Annotated in this window: 18 protein-coding genes; 9 read left to right on the top strand and 9 right to left on the bottom strand. The window is 37.6% G+C overall.

Features of this window, described 5'->3' with window-relative positions; genetic code table 11:
* The first annotated feature begins 23 nt into the window (after window positions 1–23).
* Window positions 24–740, top strand: coding sequence for a biotin--[acetyl-CoA-carboxylase] ligase (locus tag QF044_RS19535; protein WP_307270944.1), 717 nt, complete (start codon window positions 24–26; stop codon window positions 738–740).
* Here the strand turns inward: QF044_RS19535 and QF044_RS19530 are convergent.
* From QF044_RS19530 to QF044_RS19515, 4 genes are all read right to left on the bottom strand, one after another.
* On the bottom strand, window positions 734–1843 hold the full coding sequence (locus QF044_RS19530) for an LptF/LptG family permease (RefSeq protein ID WP_307272082.1): 1110 nt from the start codon (window positions 1841–1843) through the stop codon (window positions 734–736). The two genes, QF044_RS19535 and QF044_RS19530, sit on opposite strands and share 7 nt — an antisense overlap.
* Window positions 1844–1859: 16 nt before the next feature.
* Entirely contained in the window at window positions 1860–2990 is a 1131-nt protein-coding gene (gene tgt, locus QF044_RS19525) for a tRNA guanosine(34) transglycosylase Tgt (RefSeq protein WP_307270942.1), read from the bottom strand.
* Between the two features lie 67 nt (window positions 2991–3057).
* Window positions 3058–3426 carry a DUF4296 domain-containing protein gene (locus tag QF044_RS19520; protein ID WP_307270941.1) on the bottom strand — a complete coding sequence of 123 codons (369 nt, stop codon included), beginning with the start codon at window positions 3424–3426 and terminating at the stop codon, window positions 3058–3060.
* Window positions 3423–4139 (bottom strand): polyprenol monophosphomannose synthase, encoded by a 717-nt coding sequence (locus QF044_RS19515; RefSeq protein WP_307270939.1) that lies wholly within the window; start codon window positions 4137–4139, stop codon window positions 3423–3425. Before QF044_RS19515 ends, QF044_RS19520 begins: the two co-directional genes overlap by 4 nt.
* Before the next feature lie 76 nt (window positions 4140–4215).
* Here QF044_RS19515 and QF044_RS19510 point away from each other — a divergent pair, with 76 nt between their 5' ends.
* From QF044_RS19510 to QF044_RS19495, 4 genes are all read left to right on the top strand, one after another.
* The gene (locus QF044_RS19510; RefSeq protein WP_307270937.1) at window positions 4216–4884 is read left to right on the top strand and encodes a DUF4271 domain-containing protein; all 669 of its coding nucleotides are present in this window, start codon (window positions 4216–4218) and stop codon (window positions 4882–4884) included.
* A 12-nt stretch (window positions 4885–4896) separates the two neighbouring features.
* Window positions 4897–5637, top strand: coding sequence for a uroporphyrinogen-III synthase (locus tag QF044_RS19505; protein WP_307272080.1), 741 nt, complete (start codon window positions 4897–4899; stop codon window positions 5635–5637).
* Between the two features lie 167 nt (window positions 5638–5804).
* Window positions 5805–7853, top strand: coding sequence for a S9 family peptidase (locus QF044_RS19500; RefSeq protein ID WP_307270934.1), 2049 nt, complete (start codon window positions 5805–5807; stop codon window positions 7851–7853).
* Window positions 7850–8191 carry a hypothetical protein gene (locus QF044_RS19495; RefSeq protein WP_307270931.1) on the top strand — a complete coding sequence of 114 codons (342 nt, stop codon included), beginning with the start codon at window positions 7850–7852 and terminating at the stop codon, window positions 8189–8191. The genes QF044_RS19500 and QF044_RS19495 overlap by 4 nt, the downstream gene beginning before the upstream one ends.
* A 147-nt stretch (window positions 8192–8338) precedes the next feature.
* Here the strand turns inward: QF044_RS19495 and QF044_RS19490 are convergent, their stop codons facing one another.
* Complete coding sequence (locus QF044_RS19490; protein ID WP_307270929.1) at window positions 8339–8824, bottom strand: SRPBCC domain-containing protein; 486 nt, start codon at window positions 8822–8824, stop codon at window positions 8339–8341.
* A 200-nt stretch (window positions 8825–9024) separates the two neighbouring features.
* On the opposite strand from QF044_RS19490, the gene QF044_RS19485 reads away from it, so the two are divergent.
* The 4 genes from QF044_RS19485 to QF044_RS19470 all read left to right on the top strand — a co-directional run bounded on the left by QF044_RS19485 (window position 9025) and on the right by QF044_RS19470 (window position 15213).
* Entirely contained in the window at window positions 9025–10569 is a 1545-nt protein-coding gene (locus tag QF044_RS19485; RefSeq protein ID WP_307270927.1) for a sensor histidine kinase KdpD, read from the top strand.
* A 126-nt stretch (window positions 10570–10695) separates the two neighbouring features.
* A complete protein-coding gene (locus QF044_RS19480; protein ID WP_002982671.1) occupies window positions 10696–11382 on the top strand; it encodes a response regulator transcription factor in 687 nt (228 codons plus the stop codon).
* 79 nt (window positions 11383–11461) lie between these two features.
* A complete protein-coding gene (locus tag QF044_RS19475) occupies window positions 11462–12088 on the top strand; it encodes a hypothetical protein (protein ID WP_307270924.1) in 627 nt (208 codons plus the stop codon).
* A 446-nt stretch (window positions 12089–12534) separates the two neighbouring features.
* Window positions 12535–15213 (top strand): TonB-dependent receptor domain-containing protein, encoded by a 2679-nt coding sequence (locus QF044_RS19470; protein WP_307270923.1) that lies wholly within the window; start codon window positions 12535–12537, stop codon window positions 15211–15213.
* Window positions 15214–15628: 415 nt separating this feature from the next.
* Here the strand turns inward: QF044_RS19470 and QF044_RS19465 are convergent, their stop codons facing one another.
* From QF044_RS19465 to QF044_RS19450, 4 genes are all read right to left on the bottom strand, one after another.
* On the bottom strand, window positions 15629–16156 hold the full coding sequence (locus tag QF044_RS19465; RefSeq protein ID WP_307270920.1) for a phosphoheptose isomerase: 528 nt from the start codon (window positions 16154–16156) through the stop codon (window positions 15629–15631).
* Window positions 16157–16172: 16 nt separating this feature from the next.
* On the bottom strand, window positions 16173–18443 hold the full coding sequence (locus tag QF044_RS19460) for a GH92 family glycosyl hydrolase (protein ID WP_307270918.1): 2271 nt from the start codon (window positions 18441–18443) through the stop codon (window positions 16173–16175).
* Window positions 18444–18456: 13 nt separating this feature from the next.
* Window positions 18457–19323 carry an ROK family protein gene (locus QF044_RS19455; protein WP_307270914.1) on the bottom strand — a complete coding sequence of 289 codons (867 nt, stop codon included), beginning with the start codon at window positions 19321–19323 and terminating at the stop codon, window positions 18457–18459.
* A 190-nt stretch (window positions 19324–19513) separates the two neighbouring features.
* Window positions 19514–21913, bottom strand: coding sequence for an endo-beta-N-acetylglucosaminidase H (locus QF044_RS19450; protein WP_307270911.1), 2400 nt, complete (start codon window positions 21911–21913; stop codon window positions 19514–19516).
* Window positions 21914–21946: the final 33 nt, after the last annotated feature.

Genomic DNA, 21946 nt, shown 5'->3' with positions numbered 1-21946 from the left:
TTAAAGTCTTAAAGTTTTCTTAAATGAGTCAATTATTCCACTTAAAAGAATGCTCTTCTACTAATGACGAAGTTTCAAGGTTTTTACTTTATGAAAATTCAGATTTTATAGGACTCTCTACATTCAATCAAACCAAAGGCCGCGGACAATATGGAAATACATGGGCAGCTGCCGCCGGAAAAAACATTGCCTACACGCTTGCTGTGAAGGCGGAAAGCTTTCTGCTCTCAGATTTTATATTCAATTATTATACCGCTGTTGTCATTCGGGATTTACTTGCCAATATGACTGACAATGCAGTGAAAATAAAGTGGCCGAATGATATTATCCTTAAAAATAAAAAAATCGTTGGAATTCTGATTGAAAAGAAAAAAATTAATCAAAATAATTATTTCATCATCGGAGCAGGACTCAATGTTCTTCAGGATAATTTTGACGAGATATCTCATGCAGGATCACTACTGACGCAGACAGGAAAGGTTTTTGATCTTGATGAATTCACCATGAAGCTTCATGAATATTTGACAGAAAGACTGAAAAATATTCCGACTAAAAAAGAGATCATTGAACTTTTTAATCATCATTTATTCCGAAAGGATGAGATATCGGTCTTTGAAATTGAAAAAGAGCGACAAAATGGCATTATCCGCCAGGCTGACGAAAAAGGTGAGCTTTGGATTGAGCTGGAGAAAGACGGATTAAAATCTTTTTATCATAAAGAGGTTAAACTTCTTTACTGATTGGCTCTTTTCAGGTAAAGGTATAGGGTAAGCGGAAGAAAAACCATATTAGGAAGCCACATAGCGACAGCCGGTGACAGGCTTTTATTCTCTGAAACTACTTTCAATGCCTCAAATGAGAACACGAATACAAACGCCAGAGAGATCCCTATTGCAAGATTTACTCCAAGTCCTCCTCTTTTTTTCTGGGAAGCCAGGGAAAGGGCTAAAAACGTTAATATAATAATAGAAACAGGCATTGAGGTTCTCTGGTGAAACTCATTAAGATAAGAATTCAGGTTGCTGTTTCCTCTTTCTTTTTCCCTGTCGATGAATTTGATAAGTTCGGGGGTGGTTTTATTCTGGCCAAGAAGTTCATTCGGGAAGAGTTCTTCGGGGGAATGCCCATAGTTTTTCCTTAGTTCTACACCATTACCCAGTTTTTCAGTATTATCTTTATTAATGGTTTTTTCAAGATAATTGGTAATTGTAAACTGTTTTTTAGCTTTATCCCAGTAGACCTCCGATGCCTTCAGTTCGTAGGTCATCTTCCTGGTTTTATCAAATTTCTGATACACAAATCCTGAACCCCTGTTTTCTCTTTTGTTCCAGGAGTTGACGAAGATGTATTCTGTTTTGCTGAGCTGCGCAGATGCAGGAGCGGTTCCCAAAATCTTTTCTTTGTTTGCCGCATTATAGGTATAAGCCTCCAGTTGATTCTTCTTTATATTAGCCCATGGCAGCACCATATGGTTTACCAGCAGCGATATCATCGCAATCAAAATAGAAGTATATAAATAAGGCTTTGCAAATCTGTGAAAACTGGCCCCACTACTGATAACAGCAACAATTTCCGTATTATTAGCCATTCTGGACGTAAAATAAATCACAGAAATAAATACAAGAATAGAAAGAAAGGTCACTATAAGGTTGATGATCCAGAACGGATAAAAATGGATCAAAAAGTACATCAGATCCAGTTTGGGATCGATTGCTTTTGCGTTTTCTATCCTGGGAATTTTCTGCTGAACATCGATCACAAGTACAACTACAGACAGCAATATCAGCATGAAACTGAATGTTCCAAGGTACTTTTTGATGATATATTTGTCTATAATTTTGATCATGATCTTTCTGTTTTTAAAGTCTCTGTCTCAGAACCGGGACTATAGATTTCTTCCATTCGTAGAAATCGCCTGCAATAATATGTTCTCTTGCTACTTTTACAAGGTCCAAATAAAATGCAAGGTTATGAATTGATGCGATCTGTTTTGCAAGATATTCTTTTGACACAAACAAATGGCGCAAATAGGCTTTTGAATATTCTCTATCTACGAAACTTGTTCCGAATTCGTCTAAAGGTGAAAAATCCTGCTTCCATTTTTCATTTTTAAGATTCATAACACCCTGCCAGGTGAAAAGCATTGCATTTCTTGCATTTCTTGTAGGCATTACACAATCCATCATATCAATTCCTAAACCAATTGACTCAAGAATATTCCAAGGAGTTCCTACACCCATTAGATATCTTGGTTTGTCTTTTGGAAGAATGTCCGTCACTTCATCAGTGATTCTGTATAGTTCTTCTTCAGGCTCACCAACGGAAAGACCTCCGATAGCATTCCCTTCTGCACCGGCTTCAGAAATCACTTCGGCAGAAATTTTTCTTAAATCTGAATAGGTAGATCCCTGAACAATGGGGAAAAACCGTTGTTTATGACCATACAATTCAGGATTTTTTTCATTCCAGTCAATACATCTTTTTAACCAGCGATGCGTCATTTCCATCGAAGCTTTTACCTGATTATATTCGGAAGGATAAGCAACACATTCATCAAAAGCCATGAAAATATCAGCTCCGATCTGTCTTTGGATTTCCATTGATTTTTCAGGAGTAAATAGGTGATAGCTTCCATCGATATGAGATTTAAATTTCACTCCTTCTTCGGACATTTTTCTGCTTTTGGAAAGTGAAAAAACCTGAAAGCCTCCTGAATCGGTCAGAATAGGAAGATCCCAGTTCATGAATTTATGCAGTCCTCCTGCCGCTTCCATGGTTTCCATTCCCGGACGAAGGTACAGGTGGTAAGTATTGCCCAAAATAATCTGGGCTTTAATGTCTTCTTTTAATTCTCTCTGATGAACTGTTTTTACACTTGCTACAGTTCCTACAGGCATAAAGATAGGCGTCTGAATCTTACCATGATCTGTGGTGATCTCTCCTGCTCTTGCTTTTCCTTCAGAGGTTTTTTCTATATTAAAAAATTTCATTCGTATATTTTCTTTGTTTAACCATTATTATTCTGTTTTGTAACAGAATATGGTTTCTGCATCATTATTATCTGTTTAAGAAGGGTAAATTCCCGTTGCTTTTCTGCTTATCCTTGATGTATTTATCTGCTTTTGGGTCTTTCTTCAATATAATTTGTTGAGCCTCTTCTGCAATATCTTTCATTTTGTCTTTGATGACATAATATTTAAAGCTTTCTACAAAATCTTCAGATTTTACTTTATGGGCTTTAAGAACAAATCTTGTTCCTGCTTCCAGATTTTTATTCGGGTAGAGGTTGATAGCCTGATCATTTATAGTAAGATCAGCCAGAATCTCAGCCATCACTTCTTTATCGAGCAGGTTTTTAGGCTTATCGATATAGTCACCGCATGAAAACATGCCAAGCATTACGAAAATGAAGATCAGTTTTTTCATAATCTGTTGATTATAGATTTCCATTTTAAGTTTAGAACACCAAATACGGCTTCATGAATAATACCACCGTTCATTTTACTTTCTCCTAAAATTCTGTTTGTAAATATAATAGGAACTTCTACAATTCTGAAACCTTTTTTAAATGCTCTGAATTTCATTTCGATCTGAAATCCATATCCTTTTAGCTTTACGTTATCCAGTCCTATATCTTCCAGCACTTTTCTTGAGAAGCACACAAATCCTGCCGTAGTATCATGGATAGGAAGTCCGAGAATAAATCTTACATATTTGGAGGCAAAATAGGAAAGAAGAACTCTTCCCATGGGCCAGTTTACCACATTTACTCCTTTTGAATAACGGGAACCTATCGCCATATCAGCATTCAGACAGGCTTCAAAAAGTTTGGGCAAATCATTGGGATTGTGTGAAAAATCGGCATCCATTTCAAAAATATAGTCATATTTATTTTCAAGTGCCCATTTAAATCCGTGGATATAAGCCTTTCCTAAACCGTCTTTTATGTGTCTTACAGACAGGTGAAGATAGTGTGGAAATCTTTTCTGAAGCTCTTTAACGAGTTCTGCTGTTCCATCCGGAGAAGAATCATCTACAACCAAAACATGAAAGTCATCTTCCAACGCAAAAACCGCGGAAATAATATTTTCAATATTTTCCTTTTCGTTATAGGTAGGGATGATGACGAGCTTTTTCATTTCAGTTTGCAAAGATAGTTTATTTAACCTTTTTATTTTATACAAAATAATCTATAATTTTGCAAAAAATATTCCGTTGCCTTTATCACAAAACTTTATAAACCACGTAAGAATACCTGAGAACAATGACTGGGTAATCTTTATACTTATAGGATGTATATTCCTGTATGTTTTCATGATGAACATCATAGAAAGGGATGCCAGCCTGAAAGACTTCCTGCTTCAGAAGTATTTTGATGCAAGCAATAACCTTCCCAGCTGGATTATCACGTCCTGTGTAACAGCACTTACACTTGCTGTTTTGATTTCTCAATACATCCCTATCGTACCGAAATATATTGCCGATCTGCAACTTTTTGGTTATCAACTGAATAAATTCGGTTACACATTTCTGGTCGTTTTATTTTTTTATCTGACAAAATGCGCACTTGGCTTTTTATTTTATCAAAGCATAGGTGATGGCAAAAAATGGACTATTTTTTATTTTACCTCCACAAAATTCTACTTCATTCTTTCATTTTTGCTGATAATTCTGTGTGTAACCCACTATTATTTCCCCGTAGACAGAAATAAAATATTTTCATACTACTTCTACTTCTTTGCATTTGTCGCAGTTTTCAAGATTTCCTTCTATTTGTTTCACAAAAACAATATACTTCCCGAAAAATGGTATTATAAATTTTTGTATATTTGCACCCTCCAAATAGCACCTTTATTGTTGCTTTGGAAGTTGTTATTTTTTTAATAAAAGTCAATGATGAGAATAAAGTCTATATTGGTTTCTCAACCAGCGCCTAGTGAGTCTTCTCCATATCTGGATATAGCAAAGAAGGAAAAAATAAAGATTGATTTCCGTCCTTTCATCCATGTCGAAGGAGTTGACAACAAAGAACTCAGAACACAAAAGATAGATCTGACGCAATATACTGGGATCATTTTTACCAGCAAAAATGCGATAGACCATTACTTCAGACTTGCCGAAGAACTGCGTTTTGCGGTTCCGGATACTATGAGATATATCTGCCAGTCTGAGGCGATTGCCAACTATCTTCAGAAGCACATTGTATACAGAAAGAGAAAGATCAGCTTTGGGGAAAAAAACTTCGCAGATCTCTTGCCTCTGTTCAAAAAATTTCCAACTGAAAAATATCTTCTCCCTTCTTCAGACATGATGAGCCCGGATATTGTGAAAACAATGGAAACAGCTAACGTTGACTGGACAAGAGCGATTATGTACAGAACGGTATGCAGTGATTTGACAGATATCAATGCCAAGGATTATGATATGCTGATCTTTTTCAGTCCGCAAGGAATTAAATCTCTGCAGCAGAATTTCCCAGACTTCAAACAGGAAGAAACGAAGATTGGTGTTTTCGGAAACACGACTTTGGCAGCGGCTGAAGATGCAGGCCTAACAGTAGATCTTATGGCTCCCACAAAGGAAACTCCATCTATGACAATGGCACTTGAAAAGTATATTAAAGCTCTTCATAAATAGTCTTTAATACCAACATAAAAATAGCCGTCTTTTCAATACAGGAAAGATGGTTTTTTTTTAACTAAATTTGAACAAGAATTAATATTGAATGTAACGTTCCCAATAAACTTTCAAAGTGAAAATGTAAAAGAACGTTCCATCCGGCCCAATAAACTTAAAATATTCGGATGAAAGCTCCACAGGCAAAAAAAATAGAAAAAATACTAGAAATACACGGCGACAGAAGAACTGATAATTACTTCTGGCTTAATGAAAGGGAAAATCCCGAAGTCACCCAATACCTTGAAGAAGAAAATGCCTACGCAGAGCTGATGATGAAAGATACAGAAGCTTTTCAGGAAGAGCTCTTTGAAGAAATGAAAGCTCGTTATAAAAAAGACGATGAATCTCTTCCCTATTTCTTTAATGGGTATTGGTACATTGTACGTTATGAAGAAGGAAAAGAATATCCTATTTTCTGCAGAAAGCACAAAAGCCTGGATAATGCAGAAGAGATCCTCATTGACGTTAATATCTTAGCAGAGGGCGAAACTTATTTTGAAGTGGGCAGCGTTGCCGTTTCTCCCAATAATGAGTTGGTTTCTTTTTCGTCAGATAATGTAAGCCGCAGAATTTATACCATCAATTTCAAAAATCTTATCACAGGAGAAGTTTTCTCTGATCAGATATTGAACACAACAGGAAAAGCAGTTTGGGCAAATGACAATGAGCATGTTTTCTATATCAGAAAAGATGACAGCTTGCGTGCTTTTCAGGTTTACAGACATAAACTGGGTACAGATTCTTCTGAAGACATTCTGATCTTTCACGAAGAAGATGATACGTTTGATGTGAATGTTTTCAAGACAAAATCAATGGAATATATTTTCATTGCAAGCTCAAGTACAATTTCTGACGAACACCGATTTATTCCTTCTGACAATGTCTTTGCAGACTGGAAAATTATCCAGCCAAGAATAGAGGATCTGGAATATTCTGTAGAACATTATGAAGATGAATTTTACATCATCACCAATGCAGACGATGCCATCAATTTTAAGATCGTAAAAACTAAAATTGATAATTGCGGTATGGAAAACTGGGTAGATGTAATTCCACACCGTGCCGAAGTATTGCTGGAAGGTTTTGAAATTTTCAGAGATTATCTGGTTCTTGAAGAAAGAGAAGAAGGACTTCTTCAGATCAAAATCATTGATGAGAAAACCCAGGAAGCCTATTATCTTCCTTTCTCTGATCCTACGTATACAGCATATATCGGAATCAACATGGAATTTGACACCGAGGTTCTTCGTTACGGGTACACTTCACTGACTCAACCTAGTTCAACCTACGAGTATAATATGAAGGAGAAAACTACTCAGCTCCTAAAACAGCAGGAAGTTCTGGGTGGAAAATTCATTCCTGAAAATTATATCTCAGAAAGAATCTGGGCAGAATCCAGAGATGGAGAAACGAGAATCCCGATTTCACTGGTTTACCATAAAGACACTAAAAAAACAGCAGATACCCCACTTCTTTTATATGGCTACGGAAGCTACGGACATACTGTGGATGCCAGTTTCTCGAATGTGAGGCTTTCTATTTTAGACAGAGGATTTATTTATGCTATTGCACACATCCGCGGTGGAGAATACCTTGGAAGAGAATGGTATGAAGACGGGAAAATGCTTTATAAGAAAAATACATTTTTCGATTTTATTGATGCAGGAAAGCATTTAATTAAGGAAAATTATACATCATCAAACCACATGTATGCGATGGGTGGAAGCGCCGGCGGACTTCTTGTAGGAGCTGTGGTGAATTACGAACCAAAGCTTTTTAACGGGATTGTAGCACAGGTACCTTTCGTGGACGTGGTTACTACCATGCTGGATGAAACCATTCCTTTGACAACCGGGGAATATGACGAATGGGGAAATCCAAATGACAAAGAATATTATCAGTACATGAAAGAATACTCGCCTTACGATAATGTTGAAGCAAAAGATTATCCTCATATGCTGATTACAACAGGTCTTCATGATTCTCAGGTGCAGTACTGGGAGCCAGCTAAATGGACAGCAAAATTGAGAGAACTGAAGACAGATAATAATCTCTTGCTTTTCAAAACAGATATGAGCTCCGGACATGGTGGTGCAAGCGGAAGATTTGAATCATTGAAAGAAGATGCGTTAGAATTTGCGTTCTTATTAAAATTAGAAAATACAAAAAAATGATTAACGAAGGGGAATATTGGAAAAAGATAGAACAGTTTTTTGAAGATAATTTCGAAACTGAAAAAAATCCACCGATTGAAACACTGTTGTTTCTGATCGGATTGCAGGAGCTTGGAAGTGGCCAGCAAAAATATACAAAAGAAGACAAGGTTAATTTGATCCACATTGCGGTATGCAGATTATTGGAACCTTTCGGGTACTATAAATTCACCCATTATGAAGATGGATGGCCACAATATGACAAACTGGAAGATCTTCCTGAGCTGCGTCCAAATGAACAGTCTCTTCTAATGAAAAAGGCGATTATACAGTATTTTCAAGAAGAAGAACTAATTTAATTTGTTGATGTAAGATCAGAAATTAAAAGAAGGAATATTATAAAATCCAATAGGGACGGGCTTTAGCCCGTCTTTTCTTTAATACATACCCAAAGGCTTTAGCCAAAATATAATAAGAACAATTTTGATATTCAGCAAATGTTCCCATTATTTGAGGACTCCTTCCAGCTGGCTTAGCCCCATTTTAAACCCCTCTTCAAAACCCATTTCCAGCATTTGTTTCATGGTTTCCGTAGATGAAAAATGAATATTTACCGTCACCTTGACACCTTCTTCTGTCCCTGTAAATCCGAACAACCATTTTGATTGGGCAAAATCTTCATTAATATTTCCTTTTTCATCACAGAAAGAATCCGTTCCGTCAAAACTTCGGTGTTTCATAATCTCTCCATATTGCACCTGCGCATACATTTTTTCACCATCAGGACCTACCATGGCATAATGCCAGATTCCGCCTTCATTAAAATCTTGCTTTACCGTTTCACATTTCCAGGGTTTTGGAGCCCACCACTGATCTAATAATTTGGATTGGGTAAAATAATCCCACACTTTTGACACATCAGCATCATAAATTTTCATAACGTAGATACTATGCGATTCAAAATCTTTGTTGAAAACAATATTAGATTTCATAAGTAATTATTTTAAACAAAGCTAGTTATTTTATCTGTTGACAGGACTTTTCATAGGACAAGTAATTTTAAATTCATAAATAAATGTTAAAAAACTCACTTTTAAGAGAAATTAAACAATTATTTGGCTCGTTTTTTGTTTATGAAGTCTTAAAATAATTAATTTTAACATTCATTTTTTCATATACATAAATCAACTAAATGAATAATAAATTCATCCCAATAATTTCGGTGTTTATGACGATCTCACTGATTGTTTTTGTTACGCTTCAATTTTATTGGTTGAAAGGCTATTATGGCGCTCTGGAACAGGAATTTTCAAACAAGGTGTATTCTGCATTAGAAAACACAGCGAAAAATATTGAAGAAATTGAAGCTGATAAATATTTGAATAAAGATTACAGTAATCTAAGAAACAATATTCTTGCCAATAAGGATCAGCCTTCCTTAACGACCATTCAGCAAGTGGAAGACTCCGGTACACAACGCCAAATCATCTATTCCAAAAATATTATCTCAAAAACGGATCTTCCCATCTCTTTAAAAGGAGACTCTTTGAAGATGACCACTTTATATACTGATAATGCTGCTTATAAAGTAAAAAAAGATACAACAAACCGTGAGATCCTTACTTCTGATATTAATAATGATATTGAAAACGGAGATTATGCCGTAAAAGAATTTGTAAAAGTGCTTGGTGCCAATCTTCCTATTGCAAAAAGGGTTGATCCCACTATTCTTGATTCTGTGATCGCCAAAGAGCTGAAAATAAGAGGAATCTCATCAAAATTCGGATTTGGAGTTGTTGACAAAAACAACAAACTTACAAGTGTCGTCAATAAGGCATATAAAGAGAAAAAGGATAGCAATACTTACAGTTATCCTCTGTTCACAGATAAAAACCAGACTTTATACAGTCTGGCTTTAGTATTTCCCAAAAAAGAATATTCACTGGCAATGAATAACTGGCCGATGCTTCTTGGAACTTTCCTTTCATTGCTGACCATTCTGGGAATTTATATTATTTCCATTAATTATATGATGAGGCAGAAAAAGCTGGCAGAAGTGAAGACCGATTTCATCAACAATATGTCTCACGAGTTTAAAACTCCACTCGCAACAATTTCTGTGGCAACAGATTCATTAGCCAATGACAAGATCGCTACAAATCCTGATAAGGTAAAATATTATTCGGAACTGATTAAACAGGAAAACCTGAGAATGAAGAAACAGGTAGAAAATGTTCTGAATATGTCTAAACTTGAGAGAAATGAGGTTGAGCTGTTCTTAAGGGAAGCCAATGTACGGGAACTGATCAAAAGAACGACAGAATCATTCAATCTTATTGTAAAACAGAGAAACGGGACATTGACGCAGGAATTCAACGCTACAAATTATAATTTTAAAATCGACGAATTCCATATTTCAAATATGCTGGTGAATTTATTGGACAATGCCAATAAGTATTCTCCGGAAACTCCTGAAATACTTGTAAGGACAAGAAACGAAGGAAACTGGTACGTTATTGAAATTTCCGATAAAGGAATGGGAATGGAAACCGAAAATAAGACCAAAATTTTCGAAAAATTCTTTAGGGAAGAAACCGGAAACATCCACAATGTAAAAGGACAGGGACTGGGACTTTCTTATGTAAAGAAAATTGTAGAACTGCACAAAGGACAGATCATCGTAGACTCTCATAAAGAAAAAGGAAGCACGTTTACGATAAAACTGCCGATGAGCTAAATCATAAATGATGAAATCATAGATAAGAGTCATTTATAAAAAAATAGAACCAAATAACAAAATATAGAAGATAGAGTGAGAACGTTCATTCTTAATTTTTAATCATTAATTTTAATTATTAAAATCATGAGCAACAGAATATTATTAGTAGAAGACGATCAGAGTTTCGGAGCAGTGCTGAAGGATTATTTAACGATCAATAACTTTGAGGTAACCCTTGCAACAGACGGAGAACAGGGTTTGAAAGAATTTACAGAAAATGAATTTGACATCTGTATTTTTGATGTAATGATGCCTAAAAAAGATGGGTTTTCATTAGCTGAAGACGTAAAAAAAATTGACAAAAACACACCTATCATATTCCTTACGGCAAGAAATATGAGAGAAGATATCCTGAAAGGATATCAGTTGGGTGCAGACGACTATATTACAAAGCCGTTTGATACAGAACTTCTTTTATACAAGATCAAAGCCATCCTGCAGAGAAGCTCTACTTTAGAGAATGAAGAGCAGGAGCAGTTTAAGATCAGCAATATTTTCTTTGATTCTATGCTGAGACAGCTGAAAGTAGGTGATAAAGAATACAAATTGTCTCCAAAAGAAAATGAGCTATTGAAACTTCTTTGTATCCACAGAAATGATTTCATGCCAAGAGATCTTGCCTTGAGAAAGATCTGGAAAAAGGAAAACTACTTTACAGCAAGAAGTATGGACGTATATATCGCCAAGCTTCGTAAGCTGCTCAAAGATGACGAAGGATTGGAAATCATCAACGTTCACGGAGAAGGATTTAGACTTTTAGTTAAAAATTAAGTCTAAAATCACATTATAAATATAAAATTAGCAAAACAATTAAAAATGTTTTGCTAATTTTGTTTCATACCGATTGGATATGAAAAATACATTCTTAGGCATTATCACTATTTCCGTGTTAGCTGTTTCATGCAATAAAGATGAAAGACCTACTTATTTAAAAGAAGAAGCAGGTATTCAGCAACCTAACTTGGCTGTTAATTCAACTTCTAAAACCGCTCTTATGGATCAGGCAGGCGTACAGTCCAATCCAAATCCTGCTCCCATTACAGCAGCACCAGGAATAAAGAATCCTCCACACGGACAGCCGGGTCACCGATGTGATATTCCCGTAGGACAGCCTCTTAATGTAAGCCCTACAGCCATACAGACTGCTCCGGGTCAAAATCCAAACAATGCTATTAAGATCGATGCCACTACAATGTCAGCAGGAAAAGTAGCCGTTGACAATAGCGGGAAACAGGTTAAAACTGCTCCGGGTATGAACCCTCCCCACGGACAGCCAGGCCACCGATGTGATATTCCCGTAGGGCAACCTTTAAACAGTAAACCAGCACCAGCTCCACAACCTGTTCAAAGTTCAGCACAAAATACCCCTGCTCCTGTAGCAGCGCCGGCACCAACCGGTGAAAAACCAAAACTGAATCCCGCTCATGGAGAACCATGGCACAACTGCGCCTTAAAAGTTGGTGATCCTTTGTCATAAATTTTGTATTTTTGCAGAGATGAAGCTGTTTCATATACTTGCAGTTATTTTTTGTCTAGGAGTTTTTTTAGTTCCTAAAGGCAGCTTCTATTCTCAATCCATGCAGGAAACCTGTTGTAAAACCAAGTCGGAAAAGAGTGACTGCTGCAAAAGCCACACTTCAAAAAACGGCAAAGACCACGATACAAAGTCTTCATGTAATGATGACTGCTGTTCAACTTGTGTGGCATGCTATACGTATATAGAGACCCCTTTTTCTAAAAATTTACATTTCGAACTGTCTTATTACAAGGCTAATAAGAATCCTCAGTTCCGATATTCACCACCTCATTTATCAGACCGTTTAAAAGAGATCTGGCAACCGCCTAAACTGGGTTAATTACTGCACAGTGAGTCCGTTAAATATTTTAATGGATCGTTTTAATTAATCTAAACTTTTAAACAAAATGAAATTATATATTTCCAAGTTCATTCTTGGTCTAATGATCCTGTCTGTACAATTTATTTCTGCACAAAACCTTTTAAAAAGCCAGCACAAAGTCAAAGGAAACTGCGAAATGTGCCAATCGAGAATAGAAACCGCCGCCAAAAAGGCAGGTGCTAAAACGGCTGTTTATTCTATTGATCTGCAGACTTTAACCCTGGAAACCGACAATAAGGTTTCCACAGATGAGATTTTAAAGAAAGTAGCCGACGCCGGTCACGACAATGAAAAATTCAAATCACCTGATAATATTTACCAAGGTCTTCCGGGATGCTGTCACTATGAAAGAGATCTTCAGCCGGCTGCAACAGAAGCTCATCAGCATCATGCTAATCAGGATAACGAGTTTTATGTAAAAGGAAACTGCGCTTCCTGTAAAGCAAGAATCGAAAAGGCAGCAAAAGCGGCTGGCGCAGATTCGGCGGAATGGAGTGCAGAAAAACAGACGGTAACTTTAAAGTATGATCCTTCAAAAACCTCATCGGATAAAGTTTTAAAAGCCATTGCGGATGCAGGTCATGACAACGAAAAGTATAAAACATCTGATGCTGTTTATAAAAATTTGCCGGGATGCTGTTTGTACGATAGGGATATTCCTTTCGGGGAAGCTAATCCAAACGTTCATTTTGAGGAGGGAACGAAGCATGAAGACCATGAAACTTCTACCCACACTGAAAATCATGAATCTTCTGAAAAAAACATTGAAGGGGTAATGATTACAGGTTCAAAAGCAGCAACTGCATTAAGTAAAAAGGAAGCAGGTCTTGTCTTTAATATTGATAAAAAGGAATTACTGAAAGCTGCCTGTTGTAATCTGTCAGAAAGTTTTGAAACCAATGCGACAGTAGATGTTTCCTTCAGTAATGCCGTTACAGGAACGAAGCAACTTAAAATGCTGGGGTTAGATCAAAAATATACCAGTTTAACGAAGGAGCTTCTACCGGAGATCAGAGGTCTTGCATCAGCGTACGGACTGAATTTCATTCCCGGAAGATGGATCGAAAGTATTCAGCTGACAAAAGGTGGAAGTACGGTAACAAACGGTTATGAAAGCATTACAGGACAGATCAATACTGAACTTTTAAAGAATGCCAAAGAGCCTGAAACTTCTTTAAATATTTTCGCTGATTTCAATGGAAGAGCGGAAGCCAATATCACGAACGTCTCCCCTATTAACGATAAATGGTCCCAGACTTTTTTGCTACACGGAAACGGAACTTTCGGGGATACGGATATGAATCACGATACTTTCCTAGACAGACCTAAAGGAACCCAAATCAACGCCGCTTATCTCCTTAATTACAATGACCTTGAAAAATCGGGATTTGGATCTCATTTCGGGATTAATTTTATCCGGGATGAGCGAACAGCCGGACAGGTTGGTTTTGATAAGAAACTGGGCCAGGACAAGCAAGGTGCTTATGGTGTGGGAATTGATATTTCAAGATTTCAGGTCTGGAATAAAACAGGATATGTCTTCAAAGGAAAGCCTTACCAAAGCTTAGGATGGATGAATCAATATGTCTATCATCAGCAGGACAGCTTTTTTGGGCTTAGAAATTACGCCGGAAAACAGCACACGTATTATTCAAATTTGATCTTTGAAAGTATTATAGGGAATACGAATCATAAGTATAAGGCCGGGGCCAGCTTTTTGTATGACGGCTATGAAGAAACGTATTTAACGGACGACATGAAAAGAAATGAGATTGTTCCGGGAATTTTCGCAGAATATACATTGACTGGCCTAAAATATACCTTAGTAGCAGGAGCCAGAGCCGATTTTCATAATCTTGCGGGAACCCAGTTTACCCCGAGAATTAATTTTAAATATGATTTCACACCTCAGACGATCTTAAGGCTTTCGGCAGGAAGAGGTTTCAGAACGGCTAATGTTTTTGCGGAAAACCAGCAGTATTTTGCTTCAAACAGAAGTATTCAGATCCTGCAGAACGGTGGAAACATTTACGGATTAAGACCTGAAATCGCATGGAACTACGGAGCAAGCTTACAACAGGAATTCAAACTTTTCGGAAGAAAATCTTCCATTGTCGCTGATTTTTTTAGAACAGATTTCCAGGATCAGGTGCTTGTTGATCTTGACCGTTCTCCACAGCAGCTGACATTCTATAATTTGGAAGGAAAATCTTTTGCAAATTCTTTTCAGACGCAGTGGGATTTTACGCCTTTTAAGAATTTTGATGTAAGGTTAGCTTATAAATATTATGATGTTCAGGCAGATTATATCGATGGCAGAAGGGAGGTTCCTTTTATGGCCAAACACCGGGGTTTTGTGAATCTTGCTTATGCAACGAATAAAAATGATAAAGGCGGCTTCTGGAGTTTTGACACCACCCTGAATTGGGTTGGGAAACAGAGACTTCCTGATACTTCCAGCAATCCATCTGAATTCCAGCTACCAGTATATTCTGATTCTTATGCTGTACTAAATGCACAGATCTCCAGAAATTTCAATAAGAAGATCAGAGCTTATGTAGGCGGTGAAAACCTTACGTCTTACTACCAGAAAAATGCAATTGTTGATTTCAGAAATCCTTTTGGAAATTATTTTGACGGCGGAATGGTGTATGCGCCTATTATGAAGGCTAATTTTTATGTGGGATTGGATGTGACTTTCTAATCATTAAAACGTCTTATACCTCTCAACACAAGGAGGCTGCCTCAAAAACAGCCTCCTTTTTTAATGGTATTGCAGCAATATGCAATGAAAGAGCTTAATCACGGTCACAAAAGCATTTCTATCGATAAACATCTATGATTCATCGACATATATCGATGCTGTTTACAGGGAATTTTATTTTAGAATATTGTTACTTTGTACCAGTAAAATGATCCAAATAAGAGTGGTGATGATTTATTTTAAAATGGAAGTTTTACAAGAGACACAAATGATGAAACAAAATATCGATGTACAAATAACTTCAAGAACTTCTTAAAAAACACAAAAACACAAAGAAATTAAATTGGTTTTATTCGGTTATTTGACACAAAAAAAGAGACTGTTTTTTATAAACAGTCTCTTTTTGTATAGAGAATTATCTTCCGAAGTCGTCCTGTACCCTCACAATATCATCTTCATCAGAAGGATTTGATGCATCTGTATGCTGCCAGATCTCAGCGACTACACCCCAGCCTTCAAGTCCTATCAGTCTGTGTCGTTCGCCCTGCTGAAGTTTGATCTGATCTGTTGGATGGTATTCTTTCAACTCGCCTTCTTCATCGGTATTGCTTGTTTTGATCCCAACTATTCCTTCCACTACCTGCCAGATTTCAGCTCTGCGGTGATGGTACTGCCAGCTTAAACGGGCATGCGGGGCAACAAGAAGGATTTTAGGACTCAGCTTTCCGCCTATTTTAAGGCTTTCTACATTGATTCTGTCAAAATACTGATTGGCAAAATCCTGCGCCTGGTTTTCATCGATCACGAAAAAACCACCCCAAGGTCTTGTGTCATCTTTTGCCGCAATAATAAAACCCTGAGTTTCCAGCATCTTTGCTACCTTATCAAATATTTCTTTTTTTTCTGCACTCATAATGTATTCGTGTTCTATAATTATTTTCAAATATAAAGTTTATTGATCATTCCTTCGACATTGAATAAGGAAAGTCCTTTTCATTCGAGCCCCTTTCTTTATTGGGCTTATTATCCATCTGGAATTCCAAAACGGCGCCATTCATTAGTTCTTTATGACTGAGCCAGTTTTTTGAGTATGACCGAAGGTTTACGTTTAATGATTTAACGTATAGATTTTCAGCACTGTTTTCCGGTGCTTTTATTTCAATTTTCCTGCCATTTTCCAGATGGATCACTGCTTCTTTAAAAAGTGGTGCGCCTAAAACATACTGATCTGTGGCTGGTGTTACGGGGTAAAATCCTAATGCCGAAAATACATACCAGGCAGAAGTCTGTCCGTTATCTTCATCTCCACAATAGCCGTCTGGTGTTGCATAATATAACTTATCCATCACCTGTCTTGCCCAGTACTGCGTTTTGTAGGGCGCTCCGGCATAGTTGTACAAATAGATCATATGCTGGATCGGCTGGTTTCCGTGGGCATACTGTCCCATATTCATGATCTGCATTTCACGGATCTCGTGGATCACACTTCCATAATAACTGTCATCAAAGACTGGTGGGAGCGAAAATACCTCATCCAGTTTAGCTTCAAATTTCTTTTTGCCACCCATCAATTTAGATAAGCCGTCAATATCCTGGAAAACCGACCAGGTGTAATGCCAGCTATTTCCTTCTGTAAAGGCATCGCCCCATTTAAATGGATTGAATGGCGACTGGAATTTCCCGTCTTTATTTTTACCACGCATCAGGCCTGTTTCCGGATCAAAGACGTTTTTATAGTTGTCTGCTCTTTTTTTATAAATATCAATTTCTGAAGCGGGTTTTCCCAATGCTTTTCCTAGCTGGTAAATGGCAAAATCATCGTAAGCATATTCCAAGGTTCTGGCTGCATTTTCATTGATCTTAACATCATAAGGAACGTAGCCTAAAGTATTGTAATATTGAACACCTTTACGGCCGACTGCATCAATCGGGCCCTCGTTATTGGCTCCGTGTTTTACCGCCTGCCAAAGGGTTTCCACATCGTATCCGCGAAGTCCTTTGATGTAAGCATCTGCCACTACGGAAGCTGAATTGTTACCGATCATAATGTCAGAATATCCGGGACTGCTCCACTCCGGAAGAAATCCTCCTTCTTTGAAGGTATTGGCCAGACCTTCCTGCATTTCCACATTAATGCTTGGATAGACGAGATTAAGAAAAGGATACAGGGCACGAAAAGTATCCCAGAAACCTGTTCCTGCAAACATTTTTCCATCCAGAATTTTTCCGTTGTAAGGACTCCAGTGTTTTACTTTGTTTTGGGCATCGATCTCATATAATTTTTGAGGGAAAAACAATGTTCTGTATAAGGAGGAATAAAAAGTTCTCATCTGCTGATCTGTTCCGCCTTTTACTTCAATCCTTCCTAACGTTTTGTTCCAGATATTTTTAGCATCTGTTTTTACCTGTTCAAAATTTCTTCCGCCAATTTCTCTTGTGAGATTTAATTCTGCCTGCTCAAAACTGATGAATGAGGAAGCTGTTCTTGCATAAACGCTTTCTTTATTTTTTAATTTGAATCCAACAATTGCCCCAGCATGATCACTGGTAATCTCCAACTGATTCTTCACAAAAACGCTGTCCTTCCAGGTTGTTGTCAAGTCAAAATCTTTATCAAACTGAATAACAAAATAGTTTTTAAAATTATTATATTTTCCTCTGGAATACTTCGTTGTATAGCCCAGAATTTTTCTTTCTTTGGGAAGGATCTTGATGTAAGAGCCTTTATTTAAAGCATCAATCACAACATAAGCGCTATCTGTTTTAGGAAAATCGAATTTGAAAAAAGCAGCTCTTTCCGTTGGGGTAAGTTCTGTTGTTACATTGATATCTGCGAGATAAACGCTGTAGCTGTAAGGTTTTGCATTCTCTGCTTTATGGCTGAACCAACTGGCTCTTTCTTCTTCCTTAAATTTTAGTTTGCCTACTCCGGGCATAATGGCGAAAGCCCCGTAATCATTCATCCAGGGGGATGGCTGGTGTGTCTGTTTAAAGCCTTTGATCTTGTCTGCATCATAAGTATACGCCCATCCGTCACCCATTTTTCCGGTTTGAGGCGTCCAGAGATTCATTCCCCATGGAAGTCCTATAGCCGGATACGTATTTCCATTGGATAAAGATGGTTTGGACTGGGTTCCCATTAAAGGATTTACGTAATCAGCAGGTGATATTTCCTGGCTAAACGCAAAGATATTAAGTAGAATAAAAAAAGTTGAAAATAAAAACTTCATGATATCATTTTGTTTAATTGATTCGGGCTTTCTTCAGGGCATAGCCAGCAGCGCCGAGAATGGCAGCATCTTCAAAAATAGCGGAAATTTTAATAGGAAGATTGATTTTATGGTCTTGCAGATGTTGATTTAACCTATTTTTAAAGTGAGGGTATACTTTTGCAATATTTCCACCTATAACCAGAACTTCAGGATCATAGTTTCTGACATATTTCAGAATAAATTCGGCAAAGGAATCCGCATAATCATCGAATATTTGGGACTGAATTTCTTCGGGCTTATCTAGTAAGTCTTTGGTTCCTGATATTTCTCCGCCGGTTAAAGTTTTATAATGGTTCACGAACCAGCGGGTTGCCAGGTAGTCTTCACAAATAGAGTCTTTGAAAGGTGAATCCCAAAGGTCTTCATCCGATGCTATTTCCCCATCATAAAAAGCTGTCCCTAATCCTGTTCCCAGGGTAACTCCAAAAATTCTGCTATAATTCTGTACACAGCCTCCAAAAACTTCTCCTTCCAGAAAAGCTCCGGCATCGTTCACAAAATGGATCTGATCGGTTGAAATTGAAAGTCTTTTGGCCAATTCTTCTTTAATATTCACCTGATAGATATCGATAAATTTTCCCTGCTGCATGAGTGAGATCCCGTTTTCATAATCAAAGGGTCCGGGCATAGCAATACCGATCAAAAGATCTTCCTTAACTAAATCCCTGGTCCCTTTTTCAATGGCGGAGATCCAGTCTGAAAAAATGGTTTCTCTGGTTCCAAAGGAATCTACATGTTCTCTTACATAAGTGGAGGTTATGATTTCACGCTTTTCAGGATCAACCTGCGCCATGGTTATATGCGAACCGCCAATATCTATTCCTACTATATTCTGCATTATATTTTTTTTGTTAGATAATAGATTTCGGACATCAGCCATTAGACATCAGAAATATTAATATACTTTATCTAAAATTATACTTTTTTACTGTTAAACAGACAGGCCGGGAAGCTATTCACTTCCCGACTGTCCATATTAAAATCCCCTAATTTATTTTTACTTTTTATATGTCCAGTGAGGATTATTCTTATTCTACAATCACTTTTCCAGATGATTTAATCTGGCTGTCTTTTGAATTTATTTTATAGATATAGCTTCCTGCAGATAAATTCTGGGTGCTGATCACCATATCGTTTTTATCAATTTTTTTACTTAGTATTAATTTTCCTGTCATATCAAACAGTATTATTTCACTGGCAGCACTGTCTTTGATAGAAAAATGAATATTATTTCCTTTTTTAACAGGATTTGGATAGGCAGAATTCATGTTGCCTTTTTCAGAAGAAATATCTTTTGTAGATAATACCGAAGTACAGGCTACATCTGTTTTCCAGTTCGTTGCCGACATATTAATCAGGGTCGCAAAGTGAGTATTTGCGGTAGCATCCAAGGCCCCGTTTCCGCTTCCTTCATCCATTTTCCAGTTGGCTTCCAGACCAGCAGCGTTGGCTGGAACATTACAGTTGTTGGCAAGGATTTCTGTGGCTGTCAATGCTCTTTTCCATACTCTGAATTCGTCTAAAAATCCGTTAAGGGAACGGGAATTGTCATAGTTTCTGCCCAGATACAAAATCCCGTTGGCCGTAAAGTTTCCTGAAGCCGGAGCGCTTGCATCAAGAACTCCATTGATATAGATTTTCATCTCTGAACCGTCATAAGTAGCGGCTACATGGTACCATGTATTTGTGGTAAATGCTGTCGTAGTATTCAGTTTTACCTGAGCAGATCCAAAACTTAAGATAAACTGCAGTTTGTTGTTGGCAAGATTCCCATCGCCAAACCTTAGCATAGCAGAGTTGCTATCTCCCACTTCTATACCCATGACGGATGAAATGTAAGGAAAGCCTGTCTTGAATGCATTTACTTTTACCCATCCTTCAAATGTCATGGCATTTCCGCTAAGGTTAAACTGCCCGGCATTCAGATAGTGGGTGCTTCCATTGAACGAAAGTGATCTTGCACCAGGACTCTGCACAGGAGCAAATCCACTGTTAAAAGCGGTCTCTCCTGAATAGGCACTTGTACTTGTTCCTCCGCATACAGCCTGTACTTTCCATACATAGTTTGTATTTTCCGTTAAAGCCGGTAAAGTGTACGTTGTCGTGGTTATATTTGGAACATCAATCCATGTGGTTGCAGCAGCAGTTTTATACTGTAAATTATATAAAGACGCACTTCCTACCGCATCCCAGGATACTTTGGTTGTTGTTCCAAGGAAAGTTTCAGATTTCATACCTGAGGGAGTTCCGCATCCGGTTCCGGAATTAAATCTCGGAGCAAACAGATAAGTGCTTTTTATGGTTGCTGAGCAGTTGGATTGTATTCTCCAGTCGTATTCGGTATTTAAATTCAAGCTATTAACGATAATATTGCTTCCTGAATAGTTAGTGGCAAGGTTGACCCATGTGGTTGAGCTGGCTGGCTTGTAATCTATGTTATAGGTCTGGGAACCATTGGCTGTCCAGTTTAATTTAGCTGAAGTTCCGGTGATATTTGTTACTTCAAGTCCCAACGGAGGATCGCAGGCCGTTCCCTGAGCCCAGGAATAAAGCTGTCCGCTAAGCACTGTGCTTTCGTTATAGAGAATGTTGGATCCGGTACTCAGGTAGCTTGCATTGTTAGATCCATTAAGATCATACCACATAAACACTCCATACCCGTCATTTTGTGAGCTGTTTGCTAAATTGGTAAGTATAGGAGTGGTTGTATTGCCAATCCAAGTGGCAGCAGCAGAAAGCTTGGTATTGTTAAGTGGCGGTACTACAGGAGCATTATAAGTTCCATAGTATGCATTCCAGCTGTAATTGATATAATTCCCAGCTGCATCTCCATTGTAGCTTTGTCTTGTGGTCGCCGGGCCTATATAATAAAATGTGATCAGTTTATCCGGCATAGCTAATTTGAGCTCCTGTAAAAGCATGACAAAAGAACTATTATTAGGCTGTCCCGTTCCGTTATTTCCGTAGCCTGCATATTCATCATCCAGATCTACTCCATCTAAACCGTAAGTGTATACCGTGTGGGCAACCTGCAACGCAAAATCACGAGCGGCTTCCCGGTTTGGAAAATTAGAAATTCCAGCTCCCTGGTGATTTCCCAAAAGATCGAGTAATACTTTTATTCCTTTCTGCTGTAAAGGTTTAATGTAGGTATTTACATCGTTCAGAACTTTAGTTACATTGTTATTGTTGGAGATATAGGCTCTGTTTTTGGAAACATCATAATTGATATTGGCTGCAAAAATGATGGCAACATCAAAAAGCTGTCGGTTTGTATTTTGAAGCGTGTAAGACCCTACGTTCAGCATATTGTTATTATTCACTTCCACGTAGCATATTCCTAAAGGGTTCAGCTGCTGTGCGCTGAGCACAGATGTTGCCTGGATGACCAGCAAGGTCAGGGCAGTGAGAATAGATTTTTTTTTCATAGATATTAATTTTAGTTTTCCGGTAAAATCACC

The sequence above is a fragment of the Chryseobacterium sp. W4I1 genome (assembly GCF_030816115.1).
Classification (GTDB): Bacteria; Bacteroidota; Bacteroidia; order Flavobacteriales; family Weeksellaceae; genus Chryseobacterium.
Note: the sequence above shows the minus strand (reverse complement) of the source record. Positions and strands in the feature narration are given on the sequence as shown.